Raw genomic sequence first — 18,003 nt, 5'->3', positions numbered from 1 at the left:
CTATGCAACGACTCGCAAAATCTCTTCGATCGAGGTCAGGCCCATCCGGACCTTCTCCCACCCGTCTTCACGGAGGGTGATCATGCCCTCCGCCCGCGCGGCCCGGCCGATGTCCGCGCTGGAGGCACGGTCCACGGCGAGGCGCTCGATGCTCTCTGACACGGTCATGACCTCGTGAACCGCGATGCGCCCCCGGTACCCGGTCTTCGAGCAGCTCTGGCAGCCGACCGGCTGGAACAGTTTCGGCAGCGGCAGGAGCGGGTCGAAGCCGAACTTCAGGCCCTCCAGGTGCTCGGCCGAATACTCGCCGGGTGCCTTGCAGCGGTCGCAGAGGCGGCGGGCGAGGCGCTGGGCGACGACGCAGTCGAGGGCGGAGCCGACCAGGAACGGTTCGATGCCCATCTCGGTGAGCCGGGTGATCGCGCTCGGCGCGTCGTTGGTGTGCAGGGTCGACAGCACAAGGTGCCCGGTCAGCGACGCCTCAATGGCGATCTGCGCGGTCTCGTGGTCGCGGATCTCACCCAGCAGCACGACATCCGGGTCGCTGCGCAGGATGCTGCGGAGCGCGCTGGCGAAGGTGAGCCCCGCCTTCGGGTTCACCTGCACCTGGTTGATGTCCTTCATGCGGTACTCGACCGGGTCTTCGACCGTGATCACGTTGATCTCGGGCCGGGCGACGGAGTGCAGGGTCGTGTACAGGGTGGTCGACTTGCCCGAACCGGTGGGCCCGGTGACCAGGATCATCCCGTAGGGCTTCGAGTACGACTTCTTGTAGGCCTCGTAGTTGTAGTCGAGCAGGTTCAGGTCGTGCAGGCTCATGGTCGTGCTCGAGTTGTCGAGGATTCGCATGACGATCTTCTCGCCCCATACCGTGGGCAGGGTCGCCACGCGCAGGTCGATCTGGCGTCCGCCGTGGCTGACCGACATGCGGCCGTCCTGCGGTTTGCGCCGTTCGGCGATATCGATGTCGCTCATGATCTTCAGCCGGGAGATAACGCCGTTCTGGATGCTCTTCGGCGCGCGCTGCATCTCGTGGAGCACGCCGTCAATGCGGTAGCGCACGCGCAGGTTGTGTTCACCCGGCTCGATGTGGATGTCCGAGGCCTTGTCCTGGATTGCCTGGCTGACCAGAAGGTTGACGAACCGCACAATGGGCGCGTCGTCGTCGATCGAGTCGGAGACGCCGAACGAGTTGGACTCGACCGGGGCCTGCTCCTCCTCCATGGTGGTGGTGAGATTGCTGAGCTCGTCATCGGCGCGGTGGTAGCGGGCGATCGCGGCGAGCAGATCGCCGCGCTCGGCGACGACCGGAATGACGCGCATCTTCGCGGCCTCGCGCACATCGTCGATGGCGAAGACGTTGCCCGGGTCGACCATGGCGACGACCAGGCGGCCGGCCTCGATCGTGATCGGCAGCACCTGGTGGCGGCGGGACATGGCCGGGGAGACGAGCGAGACGGCCAGCCGGTCGACCGGGTATTCGAGCAGCTCCACGAACGGCAGGCCGGCCTGTTCGGCCCGGGCCTTGGCGAACTGGATCTCGGAGATGACCCCGGAGTCGACCAGGGCACGCACAGCGGTCTCGTCGGCGGGGTCGCCGGCCATCAGCTTGTCGAGGTGCTCGATCGGCAGCAGGCCGTGCAGGATCAGGATCTCCGTCAGCGTGGCCACGCGAACCTCCCCTGCTGGTTCCGGCTGCGGAGGTCCTCGGGCGCATGCAGCGGTGATTCAGCGCGCGAGGTGTGGTGTCAGGTAACGAGTAACGGTATCCCCGGCCCAGCCGCCCTGGCCAGTCCCACGATCAGGGGGTAGGCGTCGAGCGATGGAGCGGACGGGCCCGGACGATGCGACCGGCCCTTCTCTGAACTGTAGTGGCTCGCCAGCCGCCCGACCCTCGACAGGCCCGGCCGCCGGCCCGGTCAGTCGCCGAAGTACACGTCGGGGGATGCCGACGCAGCAGGCTTGGAGAACAGATAACCCTGGCCGTAGCGACAGCCCATCGCGGTCAGCAGGTCCCGCTGCCCGGTCGTCTCGATGCCCTCTGCGACGACGTCGAGGTTGAGGGAGTCGGCCAGGCGCAGGATGCCTTCGACGATTGCCCGGTCATGGTCCGAACATTCGAGGTCGCGGATGAAGGTGAGGTCGATCTTGAGCAGGTCGACGGTGAACGCCTTCAGATGGGTGAAGGAGGAGTAGCCGGTGCCGAAGTCGTCGATGGCCAGCCGCACCCCGAGGGAACGCAGTTCCTGGAAGGTGCGGGCGGCAGAATCGATGGCATCGAGCACGGCGCTCTCGGTCAGCTCCAGCCAGAGCTGGTCCGGCGGAAGGCCGCTCTCGCTGAGGGCGCGTTTCACCACGGCCCCGAAGTCGTCCTGCACGAATTGCCGCGGCGACACGTTCACGCTGACCGCCATGCGCCCGTCGAGGGAGACGGCGGCCTGGCAGGCCTGCCCGAGCACCGTGGTGCCGATCCCCTTGATCAGGCCGACCTCCTCGGCGATCGCGATGAACTCCCCCGGGAAGACGAGGCCCCGTTCCGGGCGTCTCCAACGGGCGAGCGCCTCTGTTGCGACCACGGTGCGCTGCTGCAGGTCGACGATCGGTTGGAACCACGTCTCGATCTCACCCAGTTGCACCGCGTCCCGCAGTGCCAGTTCGGTGTCGAGCCTGCGCTCGATCCTGCCGCGCAGATCGTCGTCGAAGACTTCGTAGCGCGCCCGGCCGCGGCCCTTCGCCAGGTACATGGCCTGGTCGGCGTTGCGCAGGAGCGACTCGGCGTCGTCGTGGCCGAGACCGAACGCAATGCCAATGCTCGCGTCAACGGATGCGACCTGGTCGCCGACCAGGATCGGCTCTGCGATGGCCTTTTGCAGCGCTTCGGCGATCTTGTGCACGTCCCGGTTACTGCCGACATCCGGGCAGATCACCACGAATTCGTCACCGCCAATGCGGGAAACGGTGTCGGTCGACCGAGCGTGCATCCGCAACCGGATGCCGACCTCGGTCAGCACCGCGTCGCCGGCGTGATGGCCGAGGCTGTCGTTGACGAACTTGAACCGGTCGAGGTCGATGAACAACACGGCGACGCCCTGGCCGTGCCCCGAGGCCTGCAGGAGGGCCTGGTTGAGCCGGTCCAGCAGCAGCAGGCGGTTGGGCAGATTGGTCAGCGGATCATGGAACGCGAGGTGCTCCACCCGCGCCTCGGCCAGTCGGCGGGCGGTGATGTCCTCCAGCTGATAGAGGAGTCCCCCGGTCGACTCTCCCTCGTTGATCTCGGCGATGCTGACCTTGACCCATGTTTCCTCTTCCTCGTCGCCGCGCCGCATCCGTCGGTCCATCCGCTGGCGGGTGGACGGTCCGTCGGCAAGGCTGAGTCGATCGCCGCCGCCGGTTCCGGCCGGCATGAAGATCTCGTCGATGTGCCCTTTGACCACGGCTGTCGCCCGACCGGCCAGGTCGAAAAGTCGCTTGTTCGCCTCCAGCACCTCGCCGTCAAGCGAGACAATCGCCGTGCCGAGCGGCGAGGAGGCGAAGGCCGCCTCGAATCGTGCCCGCGCGGCCGCGGCCGCTTCCTCGGCATTCCGGAGCGAGGTGATATCGGTGACGGTGGCCAGGTGTCCGGTGACGGCGAGTGAGTCCGGGTCGTGGATAGGAGCCGTGCTGACCTGGACCCAGTTCACCTGGCCGGCCGGGGTGCAGAAGCGGAGGGTCGTCTCGTAGCCGACCCCTGCGGTAACGGCCGCGCTCCACTCGGCGGACACCCGGTCGAGGTCGTCAGCGTGCATCGCCTGCGCCCAGCCGTCGGCCAGGGACTCACGGTGGGTCAAACCGCTGAGGGCCAGCCACTGATCGTTCGCGGTGAGGAGCCCGCCCAGGGAATCCAGCTGCACGATGCCGACCGGAGCGATCTTGATGAGGGTGTGAAGTTGGTCCGCTACCTCGCCGAGCTCCCTGGTGCGGTGATCGACAGTCTCCTCGAGGGTGCGGTTGACCTCGGCCAGCGCCAGCATTGCCTCAGTGCGTTGCCGGTCGAGTTCCTTCAGCTTCAGCGCCGCGACCCAGGTCAGTGCGGTACCGAGCACCGTCATGCTCGTGATCAGGATGGCGACGCCGAACACGGTGTCGAACCACCCCAGGCGCTGGGCCCAGAGACGAATCCAGCCCAGGAGGAACGGACCGAGAACGAGGGCCGGCAAGAACCGCCGCGTCAGCTCGCCCGCGCTGCCGCGGTCGCCCAGCAGTGCGACCAGCCCGACCGCGGGCCGTTGAACGAGCACCACCACGGACAGGATGGCAATGCCCAGTGCCGTGTGCAGCGCCATACTCGCGAATCCAGCCACGGTGTACAGGGAAGACACGCCGTAGGCGTAGCCGATCAGGGCGATCAGGCTGACCAGAAGTGAGGCGTGCGCGAGGACCTGCATCAGGGTCGTGCGGTGCCGCCGGCCCGCTATAGCGGCCGAACCGACCAGGATCAGGCCGACCGCCGAGATCGGCGCCATCCGCGGGTCCAGCGCGCCCAGGTTGATCCCCGGCACCCAGCCGCCGATGCCGAGCGTTGACCCGAGCGCGTAGCCGACCAGGGTCACGGATGCGAGGGCGATCGCAACGGCGGCCAGGCTCACGCCTACCAACCGCCGCGCCGATACGAGGGCCAAAGACAGCAGAATCAGGGCGACGGCGGTGGTCGGCTTCATCGGTGTGAGACCGGGGAGCACGGTCGTCAACCCGGCGATCCGGGTGTACCAACCGATCAGGACGATGAGTCCGACGGCCCCGACGAAGACCGCCCCGATCCGACTTACCAAAACCATGGTGCCCCTCTTGTGAATGGAGGAGTTGCCGCCATCAGTAGAAGAATACGGGGTTCCTGCGTGCCGACCGTTCCAGACCGCTAATGCCCCTTCCGCGACGGTCCGGGTCGGCGTAGAATCACCACGATATGCGATAGTCACCGCCCGACGATCCGACCACTGCCGGCCGGCGGACGAGGAGTTCCGGTCAGGATTCGCGCCCGTCGCCGTTCGCGGTCGGCACTCCCACTCGGAAGCAGACGCCAGGGCGCTCCGATACGTGTGGGCCCACGGACGGGTTCCTGATCGACGCTCTTCCTGAAAATTGGCCCCTTCCACGTTGAGGAGGATTCTCACATGTTCAAGGAAGTTCACACTGTCTTGCCCGCGGCGGATCTCAAGCGCGCGCAAACCTTCTACCACGACGCCCTCGACCTCGACCCTGCCGAGGTGCACGAGGGCGTTCTCGTCTACCGTCTGGATTCCGGCAACGCCTTTGAGATCTACGAGACGAGCAATGCCGGCACTGCAAAGAACACCCAGATGGGTTGGGTGACCGACAATCTCGACAGTGAGATGACGCGGTTGCGTGAGCGCGGTGTGGTCTTCGAGGACTACGACATTCCCGGGATGAAGACCGTCAACGGAGTCGCGAGCATGGACGAGATGAAGTCCGCCTGGTTCCGCGACACCGAGGGCAACTTCATCTGTGTTTCCGAGATGCTCTGACCTCGGCGGCACCGGCGGCCGGGTGGCGCTTCGGCGCTACCCGGCCCCATTCTGTTACGCGCCGCCCCAGACACTCGCGATGATGTCGTGGGTGTAGCCGTCGGGGCCGGAGTTGACGTAACGGGTGGCCAGCCAGATCCCGTCCCGGAGGAAGTGCGACTCACCTGAGGCGCCGGCGTCCCCGGTGGTTTCGCTCACGCAGCGCAGCCCGCCGAGTTCCTCGTAGCAGGTCATCCCCGCCGCGGCGAGGCGCGCCTTGACTGCCGCGCCCTGCTCCGCGGTGACCCAGACCAGATTCGTGGTGAGGCCGCTGTCGGAGCCGCCCTTCGGGTTTCCCCAGACACAGGTGAGCTTGTCGGCCGCGTCGATGAGCGTGGTGAGCTCGGCATCCGCGGTGCCGTGACGCACCTCGGACCCCGCCGCTTCGACCCACGCCGGATTGAGCACCGCCGTTCCGAATGCCGCCACCATCGCCGGGCTGTAGAGTTCGCCGCATTTCGACGGATGCGGGCCGGCCGGGGTGGCCGCCGGGGCCGGTGCCGCGGCCAGCGCCACCGGCGCCGGGGTCTTGCTCGGCTGGGGGCGTGCTCCCGCGGCGGTGTCACCGGGCAGGCCGGCGCCGCCGCGCCAGACGATCAGCAGCACGATGAGGGTCACGACCAGCGCCGAGCCGATCGCGCCGAGCAGGAACCAGAGCCGGCGCCGGGCGCGCGGCGGAGAAGACGGAGCTGGTGCGGTCATTGGCAAACCCCCTGGCAGATTGGGGCCAGCCTAGCGGCCACCGGGATGAGGGCAGGCTCGATCACTGGGCGGGTCCGATGATCGGGGCGGTTAATGACGGATGGCCCCCTGCCGAAGCAGGGGGCCATCCGGTGTACCTAGCGAACGCTAGTTGTAGGTGCCGGGGGTGAAGTCGTCCGACGAGAAGCTGTCGAAGTCGACGAAGCTCAGGTCACCCTCGTTGAACGTCGCATCATCGGTGAAGATGCGGTTCGGGTAACGCTCAGCCTTGGCTTCATCCGTTGCCTCCACGGTGACGTCGCGGTAACGGGGAAGACCGGTGCCGGCCGGGATCAGCTTTCCGATGATCACGTTCTCCTTGAGGCCCATCAGCGGGTCGCTCTTGCCTTCCATGGCCGCCTGGGTCAGAACCCGGGTGGTTTCCTGGAAGGAAGCGGCCGACAGCCACGACTCGGTAGCCAGCGAAGCCTTGGTGATACCCATGACTTCCTGACGAGCCGAAGCCGTCTTCTTACCCTCGGTGAGCGCGGTGCGGTTCAGCTCGTTGTACTTGAGCCGGTCGACCAGCTCGCCGGGGAGCAGGCCGGTGTCGCCGTGCTCGACGACGGTGACCTTGCGAAGCATCTGGCGAACGATGACCTCGATGTGCTTGTCGTGAATCGGCACACCCTGCGAACGGTAGACATCCTGCACGCCACCGACGATGTGCTTCTGCACAGCGCGAACACCCTTGACGCGAAGAACTTCCTTCGGGTCGACGGCGCCGATGATGATCTGCGTGCCGAGCTCGACGTGCTGGCCATCCTCGACAAGGAGGGTGGAGCGCTTGAGCACCGGGTAGGCGATCGGCTCGTCGCCGTTGTCGGGAGTCAGGATGACCTTCCGGCTGCGGTCGGTGTCCTCGATCGTGATGCGGCCCGCGGTGTCGACGATAGGCGACGCACCCTTGGGGGTACGAGCCTCGAAGAGCTCCTGGACGCGCGGCAGACCCTGGGTGATGTCGTCGGCGGATGCCGAACCACCGGTGTGGAAGGTACGCATGGTCAGCTGCGTGCCGGGCTCACCGATCGACTGCGCGGCGATGATGCCGACGGCCTCTCCGATGTCCACGAGCAGGCCGGTCGCGAGCGAACGGCCGTAGCAGACTGCACACACACCGACGGCGGACTCACAGGTGAGCACCGAGCGAACCTTGATGGTCTCGACGCCGGCCTCGACCAGCTTCTCGATGAGCACATCGCCCACGTCGTCACCGGCCTCCGCGACAACCTCGCCCTTGGCGTTGACCGCGGGTGCGGCCAGGCTGCGAGCGTAGACCGCGTTCTCCACGTTGGGGTGGCGAACGAGTTCTCCGAGCGGGTTGATCTCAGCGATCGGAAGCTCGAGGCCCTTGGTCGTTCCGCAGTCGTCTTCGCGGATGATGACATCCTGCGAGACGTCCACGAGACGACGGGTGAGGTAACCCGAGTCGGCGGTACGGAGAGCGGTGTCGGCCAGACCCTTGCGAGCACCGTGAGTAGCAATGAAGTACTCGGCGACGGACAGGCCTTCGCGGTAGCTCGAGATGATCGGGCGAGGGATGATCTCACCCTTCGGGTTGTTCACGAGGCCTCGCATGCCGGCGATGTTTCGCACCTGCAGCCAGTTACCACGAGCACCGGACGTCACCATGCGGTTGATGGTGTTGTCCTTCGGGAAGTTCTCCTGCATGGCCTTGGCAACGTCTTCCGTTGCCTTCGTCCAGATCTGGATGAGCTCCTGGCGACGCTCGAGGTCGGTCGTGAGACCCTTCTCGAACTGCGACTGCACCTTGGCGGCCTGCTTCTCATAGCCGGCAACGATCTGCGGCTTGTTCGGCGGGGTCAGGATGTCGCTGAGCGCCACGGTCACACCGGATCGGGTTGCCCAGTAGAAACCGGCATCCTTCACGCGGTCGAGCGTTGCGGCCACTTCCACCTTGGGGTACCGCTCGGCGAGGTCGTTGACGATCGCCGAGAGGGTGCCCTTGTCGGCGACCTTCTCGAAGTACGCGTAGTCGACCGGCATGGCCTCGTTGAAGATGGCGCGTCCGAGGGACGTGGTCACCAGCACGGTGCCGACGGCCTGGCCGTTGACCAGTTCGACGCCTTCAGGCTGGGTGCCCTCTTCGAAGTACTTGTCGGTCAGGCGGATGCGCACCTTGGCGTTGAGGTCGAGCGACTTCTGGTCGAAAGCGAGGATCGCTTCCGCGACAGAGGAGAACGCGCGGCCCTCGCCGATGACGCCTTCCTTGAGCGTGGTCAGGTGGTGCAGACCGATGATCATGTCCTGGGTGGGCAGGGTCACCGGGCGACCGTCGGACGGCTTCAGGATGTTGTTCGAGGCGAGCATGAGGATGCGCGCTTCGGCCTGGGCCTCCATCGACAGCGGCAGGTGCACAGCCATCTGGTCACCGTCGAAGTCGGCGTTGAACGCGGCGCAGACGAGCGGGTGCAGCTGGATGGCCTTACCCTCGACGAGCTGCGGTTCGAACGCCTGGATGCCGAGGCGGTGAAGCGTCGGCGCACGGTTGAGCAGCACCGGACGCTCGCGGATGATCTCCTCGAGCACGTCCCAGACCTGCGGACGGCTGCGCTCGACCATGCGCTTGGCAGCCTTGATGTTCTGAGCGTGGCTCAGGTCGATCAGGCGCTTGATCACGAACGGCTTGAACAACTCGAGTGCCATCTGCTTGGGCAGACCACACTGGTGCAGCTTGAGCTGCGGGCCGACGACGATGACCGAACGGCCGGAGTAGTCGACGCGCTTGCCGAGCAGGTTCTGACGGAAACGACCCTGCTTGCCCTTGAGCATGTCGCTCAGGGACTTGAGGGCGCGGTTTCCGGTGCCCGTGACCGGGCGGCCACGACGACCGTTGTCGAAGAGCGCGTCGACGGCCTCCTGCAGCATCCGCTTCTCGTTGTTCACAATGATCTCGGGGGCACCGAGGTCAAGCAGACGACGCAGGCGGTTGTTGCGGTTGATCACACGACGGTAGAGGTCGTTGAGGTCGCTTGTCGCGAAACGGCCACCGTCGAGCTGCACCATCGGGCGCAGTTCGGGCGGGATGACCGGGACGACGTCGAGCACCATGGCGGCCGGCGAGTTGCCGGTCATGATGAACGCGTTGACCACGCGGAGACGCTTGATCGCACGGATCTTCTTCTGGCCCTTGCCCTCGGCGATCTGCAGGTGCAGGTTTTCGCTCTCGGTGACCAGGTCGAAGGCCAGCAGGCGCTTCTTGATGGCTTCGGCGCCCATGTAGGCCTCGAAGTACATGCCGAAGCGGTCCTGCAGCTCGTGGAAGACCGAGTCCTCAGGCTTGAGGTCGCCGACCTTGAGGGTGCGGAAGTCCTCCCACACACGCTCGAGGTGAGCGATCTGCTCGTCGAGGGACTTGCGGACCTGGCTCATCTCCTTTTCGGCGGCGTCCTTGGTGCGCTTCTTCTGGTCGCTCTTGGCGCCTTCGGCCTCCAGTGCTGCGAGGTCGGTTTCGAGGCGCTGCAGGCGGTCGGCGATCCGGGAATCGCGCTGGTCCTCGATGGTCTTGATTTCGAGGCGGAGCTCGTTCTCGAGGCCGGGCATGTCCTGGTGACGGCCGTCTTCGTCGACCGTGATGACCATGTATGCCGCGAAGTAGATGACCTTTTCGAGGTCCTTCGGAGCCATGTCCAGCAGGTAGCCGAGACGGGAGGGGACACCCTTGAAGTACCAGATGTGGGTGACCGGGGCGGCGAGTTCGATGTGGCCCATGCGCTCACGGCGCACCGACGACTTCGTGACCTCTACGCCACAGCGCTCACAGACGATGCCTTTGAAGCGCACTCGCTTGTACTTGCCGCAGGAGCACTCCCAGTCGCGGGACGGTCCGAAGATCTGCTCTCCGAACAGGCCGTCCTTTTCCGGCTTGAGCGTGCGGTAGTTGATGGTTTCGGGCTTCTTGACCTCACCGTGCGACCAGCGACGGATGTCGTCGGCGGTGGCCAGGCCAATGCGAAGCTCGTCAAATGTTGTTACGTCGAGCAATTTCTCTCCTTGGAAAGTTTTCGAAGTTTTCGTCAGTGGCCGGGCTTAGATGTCGTCGATGGACGACGACTCAAACCTGGTGGAAATGTTGATGCCCAGTTCCTCCGCTGCGCGGAAGACCTCGTCATCCGTGTCGCGCAGGCTGACTGCTGTTCCGTCGGACGAGAGAACCTCGACGTTCAGGCACAGCGACTGCATTTCCTTGATCAGAACCTTGAAGCTCTCTGGAATACCAGGCTCCTGGATGTTCTCGCCCTTGACGATCGCCTCGTACACCTTCACGCGGCCGAGGATGTCGTCCGACTTGATGGTCAGGAGTTCCTGCAGTGCGTAAGCGGCGCCGTATGCTTCGAGCGCCCACACCTCCATCTCACCGAAACGCTGTCCACCGAACTGCGCCTTACCACCCAGCGGCTGCTGGGTGATCATGGAGTAGGGGCCGGTAGAACGGGCGTGGATCTTGTCGTCGACAAGGTGGTGCAGCTTCAGGATGTACATGTAGCCCACGGAGACCGGGTTCGGGAACGGCTCGCCGGAGCGGCCGTCGAACAGCTGGGTCTTACCGGAGCTGCCGATCAGGCGGTCGCCGTCGCGGGTCGGGGTCGTGGAGTCGAGAAGACCCTCGATCTCGACCTCGAGCGCGCCGTCGAACACCGGGGTCGCGACCTTGGTGTTCGGGGCTGCGCTGTGAGCCTGCTCGGGCAGACGGCCGGCCCACTTGGGCTTGCCTTCAACCTGCCAGCCCTGCTTGGCGATCCACCCGAGGTGGGTCTCGAGCACCTGGCCGAAGTTCATTCGACCGGGGATGCCCAGCGGGTTGAGGATGATGTCGACCGGGGTTCCGTCGGCGAGGAACGGCATGTCCTCGATCGGCAGGATGCGGGAAATGACACCCTTGTTGCCGTGACGGCCGGCGAGCTTGTCACCCTCGGTGATCTTGCGCTTCTGGGCGATGAAGACGGCCACGCGCTGGTTGACGCCCGAGCCGAGCTCGTCGTCGCCGTCCTGCGAGTCGAAGACCTTGACGCCGATGATCGTGCCGCGCTCACCGTGGGGAACCTTGAGGCTCGTGTCGCGGACTTCGCGGCTCTTCTCGTTGAAGATCGCGCGGAGCAGGCGTTCCTCGGCGGAAAGCTCGGTCTCGCCCTTGGGCGTGACCTTGCCGACGAGGATGTCGCCGGGGCGAACCTCGGCGCCGATCCGGATGATGCCGCGCTCGTCCAGGTCTGCGAGCAGATCCGGGGAGACGTTCGGCAGGTCGCGGGTGATCTCTTCCTTGCCGAGCTTGGTGTCGCGGGCGTCGACCTCGTATTCCTCGATGTGAATCGAGGAGAGGGTGTCGTCCTTGACCAGGTTCTGGCTCAGGATGATCGCGTCCTCGAAGTTGTAACCCTCCCACGGCATGAACGCGACGAGCAGGTTCTTGCCGAGAGCGAGCTCTCCGTTTTCGGTGGCGGGGCCGTCGGCGATGACTTCGCCGACTTCGATCCGCTCGCCGGCCTGGACGATCACCCGGTGGTTGTAGCTCGTGCCCTGGTTGGAGCGCGCGAACTTGCGCAGGTAGTAGTCCTGCGTTCCACCCTCGTCGAGCTGGATGGTGACGACGTCAGCCGACACCTCCATGACGACGCCGGCCTTGTCGGCGGTGAGCACGTCACCGGCGTCAATGGCCGCGAAGACCTCCATGCCGGTTCCGACGAGCGGGCTCTCGCTCATCAGGAGCGGGACGGCCTGACGCTGCATGTTGGCACCCATGAGGGCGCGGTTCGCATCGTCGTGCTCGAGGAACGGGATGAGCGAGGTGGCGACGGACACCATCTGGCGGGGCGAGACATCCATGTAGCCGATGTCTTCTGCGGGGAAGAGGTCGACCTCTCCACCCTTCTTGCGGGCGAGCACGCGGGCATCGGCGAAGCGCCAGTCCTTGGTGAGCGGCGCGTTGGCCTGGGCGACGATGAACTCGTCTTCCTCGCTTGCGGTGAGGTAGTCGATCTGGTCGTTCAGGACCTTGCCGTCGACGACGCGACGGTACGGGGTCTCGATGAAACCGAAGGCGTTGATCCGCGCGAACGAGGCGAGCGAACCGATCAGGCCGATGTTCGGGCCTTCCGGGGTTTCAATCGGGCACATGCGGCCGTAGTGCGAGGGGTGAACGTCTCGCACCTCGACGCCGGCACGGTCACGGGACAGACCACCCGGGCCCAGCGCGGACAGGCGACGCTTGTGCGTCAGTCCGGCGAGCGGGTTGTTCTGGTCCATGAACTGGCTCAGCTGCGACGTGCCGAAGAACTCCTTGATCGCGGCGACGACGGGGCGCACGTTGATCAGGGTCTGGGGGGTGATCGCTTCGATGTCCTGCGTGGTCATGCGCTCGCGGACGACGCGCTCCATGCGGGACAGGCCGGTGCGCACCTGGTTCTGGATGAGCTCGCCGACGGCGCGGATACGACGGTTGCCGAAGTGGTCGATGTCGTCGATGTCGATGCGGATGTCGGTGGGCTTGCCGTCGCGGATCCCGGCGATCGTGGTCTGGTTGTCGTGCAGCGCAACCAGGTACTTGATCGTGGCCAGGATGTCCTGCAGGGTGAGCACGGAGTCGCTGAGCGGGGCTTCGAGGCCGAGCTTGCGGTTGATCTTGTAACGACCGACCTTGGCCAGGTCGTAGCGCTTGGAGTTGAAGAAGAAGTTGTCGAGGAGCGCACGCGCTGCCTCGGCGGCCACCTGCTCGCCCGGACGGAGCTTGCGGTAGATGTCCTTGAGGGCTTCTTCCTTGGTGAGGATGTTGTCCTTCTCCAGGGTGAGCTCGATCGACGCGAAGCCCTTGAATTCCTCGAGGATCTCTTCGCTGGTCAGTCCGAGGGCCTTGAGGAAGACGGTCACGGACTGCTTGCGCTTGCGGTCGATGCGGACGCCGACCTGGTCGCGCTTGTCGATCTCGAATTCGAGCCAGGCACCACGGCTCGGGATGACGCGAGCGGAGTAGATGTCCTTGTCGGACGTCTTCTCCTGCTGGCGGTCGAAGTAGACGCCCGGCGAACGCACGAGCTGCGAGACGACGACACGCTCGGTGCCGTTGATCACGAAGGTGCCCTTGGGGGTCATCAGCGGGAAGTCACCCATGAACACGGTCTGGGTCTTGATCTCACCCGTGAGGTGGTTCATGAACTCAGCGTTCACGTACAGCGGTGCGGAGTAGGTCTTACCCTTTTCCTTGCACTCGTCGATCGTGTACTTCTCCGGCTCGAGCTCCGGGTTGGTGAACGACAGCTGCATCGTTTCGCCCAGGTCCTCGATGGGGGAGATCTCTTCGAAGATCTCGTCGAGGCCGGTGCGAGTCGCCATGTCCTGGCGGCCGGCCGCCTGGCCTTCCGCGACACGGGTCTTCCATTTGTCGTTGCCTACGAGCCAATCGAAGCTCTCGGTCTGCAAGGCAAGCAGATCCGGAACAGTCAGATTGTCGCTGATCTTTGCGAACGAAAGACGCCCAGCGGCGCGTCCGTTCTTGGGTGAGTTGGTGGTTGCGTTGCGCGCAGCAGCCAAGGAAATAACCTCCGTGGACCCCGTCAGGTCTAGTCACTGTTAGTAATGAATACCGAGTACGAACTCCACAGACCCTCCGTATATCTGAACCCGCTGATATAACTGAATCGAGGTATGCCTCAAGGTGGCTTGAGCACGCAAAGCCGACCGCAATATGAAGGCAGAGATTTGTCTGGGAGCGCAAAGATCAAGCATAGGCGCTTTCCCACGCCGTGTCCACCTCAATCTTGACCTTCCCGGAATTCTCAGGTATAACCCACCTTCGCGTTGTCGAGATGGACCTTTCCGGTCGAACCCGACTCGCGTAGCCGTCGGGTTCGACCGGAAAGGTAGAACTCGGCGAAACTCGGCGAGAGCGGAGAGCCGGCCGGGCGATGGGGCGCAGACTGGGGGGATGAGCAGGGTTGAAGCGCAGCATCCGTCGGTCACGTTGAAACTCAGCGGGCACCTGGCCGTGATCGAACCCGACCGGTTCACCCCGGGCAGTTTCAACCTGATCGTGGACGGGACGCCCCAGTCCCATGTGAACGTCGACCACCCCGACGAGTTGTTCTTCGAGTACGTGCAGCGGATCGGCCACGTGATCGACCTGATCGGCGAGGTCGGCGAGCCGATCACCGCGGTGCATCTCGGCGCCGGCGCGCTGACCCTCCCCCGCTACGTCGAGGCGACCCGGCCGGGATCCCGGCAACAGGTGGTGGAGCTGGAGAGCGACCTGATCGACTTCGTGCGCGCCGAGCTGCCCTGGGACAAGCGAGCGCAGCTGCGGGTGCGGCACGGCGACGCCCGCGAGGTGCTCGGCAAACTGCCCGCCGGGCTGCACGGCTCGGTCGATCTGGTCGTGGTAGACATCTTCTCCGGCGCGCGCACCCCCGCGCACGTGACCAGCCGCGAGTTCTACGAGCTGGCCGCGCCACTGCTGAGCCCGAGGGGCATCGTGGTGGTCAACGTCGCCGACGGGCCGGGCCTCGCCTTCGCCCGCGCCCAGGCCGCGACGCTCTCGGCCGTCTTCGACCATGTGCTCGCGCTCGCCGAGACCCAGGTGCTCAAGGGGCGCCGGTTCGGAAACATCGTATTCGTGGCCGCCCACACTCCGATCGACCTGAGCTGGGTGTCGCGGCTGCTCGCCGGCGGGCCGCACCCGTCGAAGGTGGTCGAGGGGGCGGAGTTGCGCCAGTTCATGGCGAGCGCGCTCGTGACGACGGATGCGACGGCCACCCCGTCGCCGCTGCCCGGCCGCACGGTCTTCCAGATCGGCAACTGAGCTAGTCGAGGGTCTCTCCTGATTCCACATTCCCTGTGGATAACTCAGCTTCCCTGTTGATAACCGGTTGGGTGGGCGCTGCCCCGCGCGGTTACGCGTGGCTAACTCAGGAGATCCGGTGCCAGCCACCCACTGACAGCCGGAATCGCGCGGGCGCGGCTCGGCGGCATCCGGGATCTCCTGAGTTAGCCACACCGCGGGCGCGGCGAGGCGGGCGCGGCGAGGCGGGCGCGGCGAGGCGGGCGCGGCGAGGTGGGCGCGGCACGGCATCGGGTGCGGAGCCCGGCGCAAAACGCCCCAGCACTGGGGCTGGCGGCCGCCGGGTCCGGGTTACTCTGGAGGCGACCCGTTTTCACCCGCGGCACGCCCTGGCCGCCCTCGTTTCAGGAACACACCCTGCCCATCATCATTGGCTACGACGCCGTCACCCTGCGTGAAAAAGTCGATCTCCGCGCTGCCGGCCTCCGTCTCGACGAACTCGGCGAACTGCGCAGTCTGTCCGCCCTCAACGAGAAGGTCGCCCTGCTGCGGTTGACCGGCCGCCTCGACGAGGCCTGGGACATCGCCAACACGGCGCTGCGCCAGGCCCGGTTCACCGGGTCGCGGGAAGAGCTCGCAGCCAGTCGCATCCGTCGCGCCCAGGTGCAGCAGTTCCAGGGCAAGCTAGACGAGGCCGCGGCCGAACTCACGCACTGCGTGCTGGAGTCGGAGACCCACGAGTGGGCCGGCGTCGCTGCGTTCGCCCGGGAGAACCGAGGCAAGGTCTACTTCGAACAGGGCGACCTCGAGGGTGCCCTGACCGACTTCACGGCCGCCGTGTTCCTGCGCGAGAAGGCGGGCGCCTCCTCGGAGCACCTCGAAAGCTCGCTGATCGCCGTGGCCGTGGTGGAGTCGTTCATCGCTGAGCAGCGCCAGGCCCGGTAGCCGGCGGCATCCGCTCTCCCGTCCCGTCCTTTCCCTTCTCCGTGCATAACTCCTGCGGATCGGCTGCGGCCGCGATGCCCGCCCCCGGTTTCACGAGGACGTCCGGCTGCGGGCACCGAATCTGCAGGAGTTACGCAGGTGGGGCATCGGGGGCATGCTGGATCCACGCCGGGTGAGCCCGTGGTGCGGAGCCCCGGTGGGTGCGAGACGTTGGCGCGAGACGAGTGAGGCGAGGCAGCGATGACCGGCGAGCAGGGACGGGACCGAACCATGCGGCCCACCGGCAGGCGGAACCTCGCGCTCCCGGCGGCGCTGCTCCTGGCCGGGGCGCTGGCGGGATGCTCGGCCAGCGCGCCGCCGCCGCCGAGCGCGACGACCGCGACGCCGGCCCAGGCCCGGCCGACACCTTCCCGGAGCGCGCCGCCGAACACCGTGCTGTTGCCGGTGCATCCAGTCGGTGACCCCGTGGTCATCGCGTCGGGGCTGGACGCCCCCTGGTCCATCCTGCGCCTGCCCGCCGGCACCCTGATCAGCGAACGCGACACCGCGCTGGTGCGCGAGCTCCTCCCCGACGGCAGCCTGCGGGATGCCGCCGAGGTTCCGGGAGTGCGCCCCGGCGGCGAGGGCGGCCTGCTCGGCCTCGCGTTCCTCGCCGACGCCGCAGCCCCGGGCGGAACCGGCTGGGTGTACGCCTACTTCACGGCCGCCGACGACAACGAGATCGTGCGGATGCCGCTGTCCGGCACCCCGGGCGGCCTCGGCCTCGGCTCGCCCGAGCCTGTGCTCTCGGGCATCCCCAAGGCCGGCAACCACGACGGCGGCCGGCTCGGCTTCGGACCCGACGGCCTGCTCTACGCCACGGCGGGCGACGCGGGAAACACCGCCAACGCCCAGGATCTCGGCTCGCTCGGCGGGAAGATCCTTCGAATGACGCCGACTGGCCAGGTGCCGGTCGACAACCCGTTCGGCTCGCTCGTCTATTCCTTCGGGCATCGCAATCCGCAGGGCATCGCCTGGGACTCCCGCGGCCGGCTCTGGGCGAGCGAGTTCGGCCAGAACACCTGGGACGAGCTCAACCTCATCGTGCCGGGCGGGAACTACGGCTGGCCGGTCGTAGAGGGCGCGGCCGGGAACCCCGACTACCGAGACCCGGCAGAGCAGTGGCGCACGAGCGAGGCGAGCCCGAGCGGGCTGGCCATCGTGAACGACACCCTCTTCTTGGCCGCGCTGCGCGGCGAACGGATCTGGCGCATTGATCCCTCCACCGGGGAGACCAGTGCGTGGTTTGTCAACAGCTTCGGCCGGCTGCGCGACGTGGTGTCGGGCCCGGATGGCACACTGTGGTTTGTGAGCAACAATACGGATGGCCGCGGAGACCCGTCTCCCGGCGACGACCGGCTGTACCAGGTGCGGGTGGCGCCCTGATGGCCGACCTCGACCGGGTGCGGCGCTGGGCCGACGCCCTCATCGTGCTGCACCTCGACCTGACCTGGACATTCGCCTTCGACAACGCGAAGAAGCGCGCGGGGCTGTGCAACTACACGGTGCGGCGGATCACCGTGTCGCGGTACCTGGCTGCCCGCTACGACGACGATGAGGTGCACCAGATCCTGCTGCACGAGGTCGCGCACGCCCTGGCCGGCCCGCGCGCCGGGCACGGGCCGAAGTGGAAGGCCGTCGCCAGCGGACTCGGCTACGACGGCAAACGCACGCACGACGGGGAGATCGCCGACGAACTCGCCCCGTGGGTAGGAGTGTGCCCGGCCGGCCACATCCACTACCGCTACCGGCAACCCACCCGGGCCTTCGCCTGCGGGCTGTGCGGAAAAGGATTCAACCGCGCGCACCTGATCGACTGGAACCGGAGGGAAATCACCGCGGCGGCACGGCGCCGCGCGGCGGCGGCCACGGTAGCAGGCACGAGGTGACGACGTCCCGGGACGATCACCCCGTGGCCGTCAGTCGGCG

At 66.4% G+C, this 18,003-nt stretch carries 10 protein-coding genes; 5 read left to right on the top strand and 5 right to left on the bottom strand.

Annotated features, from left to right (window positions below; all coding sequences use genetic code 11):
* Entirely contained in the window at positions 1 to 1,671 is a 1,671-nt protein-coding gene (locus tag IWX89_RS01950) for a GspE/PulE family protein (protein ID WP_196901896.1), read from the bottom strand.
* Between the two features lie 248 nt (positions 1,672 to 1,919).
* Positions 1,920 to 4,814, bottom strand: coding sequence for a bifunctional diguanylate cyclase/phosphodiesterase (locus IWX89_RS01945; protein WP_196901895.1), 2,895 nt, complete (start codon positions 4,812 to 4,814; stop codon positions 1,920 to 1,922).
* 336 nt (positions 4,815 to 5,150) lie between these two features.
* Here IWX89_RS01945 and IWX89_RS01940 point away from each other — a divergent pair, with 336 nt between their 5' ends.
* Complete coding sequence (locus IWX89_RS01940; protein ID WP_196901894.1) at positions 5,151 to 5,522, top strand: VOC family protein; 372 nt, start codon at positions 5,151 to 5,153, stop codon at positions 5,520 to 5,522.
* Between the two features lie 54 nt (positions 5,523 to 5,576).
* Here IWX89_RS01940 and IWX89_RS01935 read toward each other — a convergent pair whose 3' ends face one another.
* The 3 genes from IWX89_RS01935 to rpoB form a co-directional block, all read right to left on the bottom strand.
* The gene (locus IWX89_RS01935) at positions 5,577 to 6,263 is read right to left on the bottom strand and encodes a hypothetical protein (protein ID WP_196901893.1); all 687 of its coding nucleotides are present in this window, start codon (positions 6,261 to 6,263) and stop codon (positions 5,577 to 5,579) included.
* Between the two features lie 147 nt (positions 6,264 to 6,410).
* On the bottom strand, positions 6,411 to 10,307 hold the full coding sequence (locus tag IWX89_RS01930) for a DNA-directed RNA polymerase subunit beta' (RefSeq protein WP_196901892.1): 3,897 nt from the start codon (positions 10,305 to 10,307) through the stop codon (positions 6,411 to 6,413).
* Positions 10,308 to 10,352: 45 nt separating this feature from the next.
* On the bottom strand, positions 10,353 to 13,847 hold the full coding sequence (rpoB, locus tag IWX89_RS01925) for a DNA-directed RNA polymerase subunit beta (RefSeq protein WP_196901891.1): 3,495 nt from the start codon (positions 13,845 to 13,847) through the stop codon (positions 10,353 to 10,355).
* A gap of 394 nt (positions 13,848 to 14,241) precedes the next feature.
* Here rpoB and IWX89_RS01920 point away from each other — a divergent pair, with 394 nt between their 5' ends.
* From IWX89_RS01920 to IWX89_RS01905, 4 genes are all read left to right on the top strand, one after another.
* Complete coding sequence (locus IWX89_RS01920; protein ID WP_196901890.1) at positions 14,242 to 15,111, top strand: spermidine synthase; 870 nt, start codon at positions 14,242 to 14,244, stop codon at positions 15,109 to 15,111.
* A 252-nt stretch (positions 15,112 to 15,363) separates the two neighbouring features.
* On the top strand, positions 15,364 to 16,035 hold the full coding sequence (locus IWX89_RS01915; RefSeq protein ID WP_307836341.1) for a hypothetical protein: 672 nt from the start codon (positions 15,364 to 15,366) through the stop codon (positions 16,033 to 16,035).
* A 240-nt stretch (positions 16,036 to 16,275) separates the two neighbouring features.
* Positions 16,276 to 17,460: a sorbosone dehydrogenase family protein gene (locus IWX89_RS01910; protein WP_231382748.1), complete on the top strand. Its 1,185-nt coding sequence runs from the start codon at positions 16,276 to 16,278 to the stop codon at positions 17,458 to 17,460.
* Positions 17,460 to 17,963 carry a SprT-like domain-containing protein gene (locus IWX89_RS01905; RefSeq protein ID WP_196901889.1) on the top strand — a complete coding sequence of 168 codons (504 nt, stop codon included), beginning with the start codon at positions 17,460 to 17,462 and terminating at the stop codon, positions 17,961 to 17,963. Before IWX89_RS01910 ends, IWX89_RS01905 begins: the two co-directional genes overlap by 1 nt.
* Positions 17,964 to 18,003: the final 40 nt, after the last annotated feature.

Origin of the sequence: Cryobacterium sp. MP_M3, from assembly GCF_015752155.1 — a bacterium.
GTDB lineage: Bacteria > Actinomycetota > Actinomycetes > Actinomycetales > Microbacteriaceae > Cryobacterium.
Note: the sequence above shows the minus strand (reverse complement) of the source record. Positions and strands in the feature narration are given on the sequence as shown.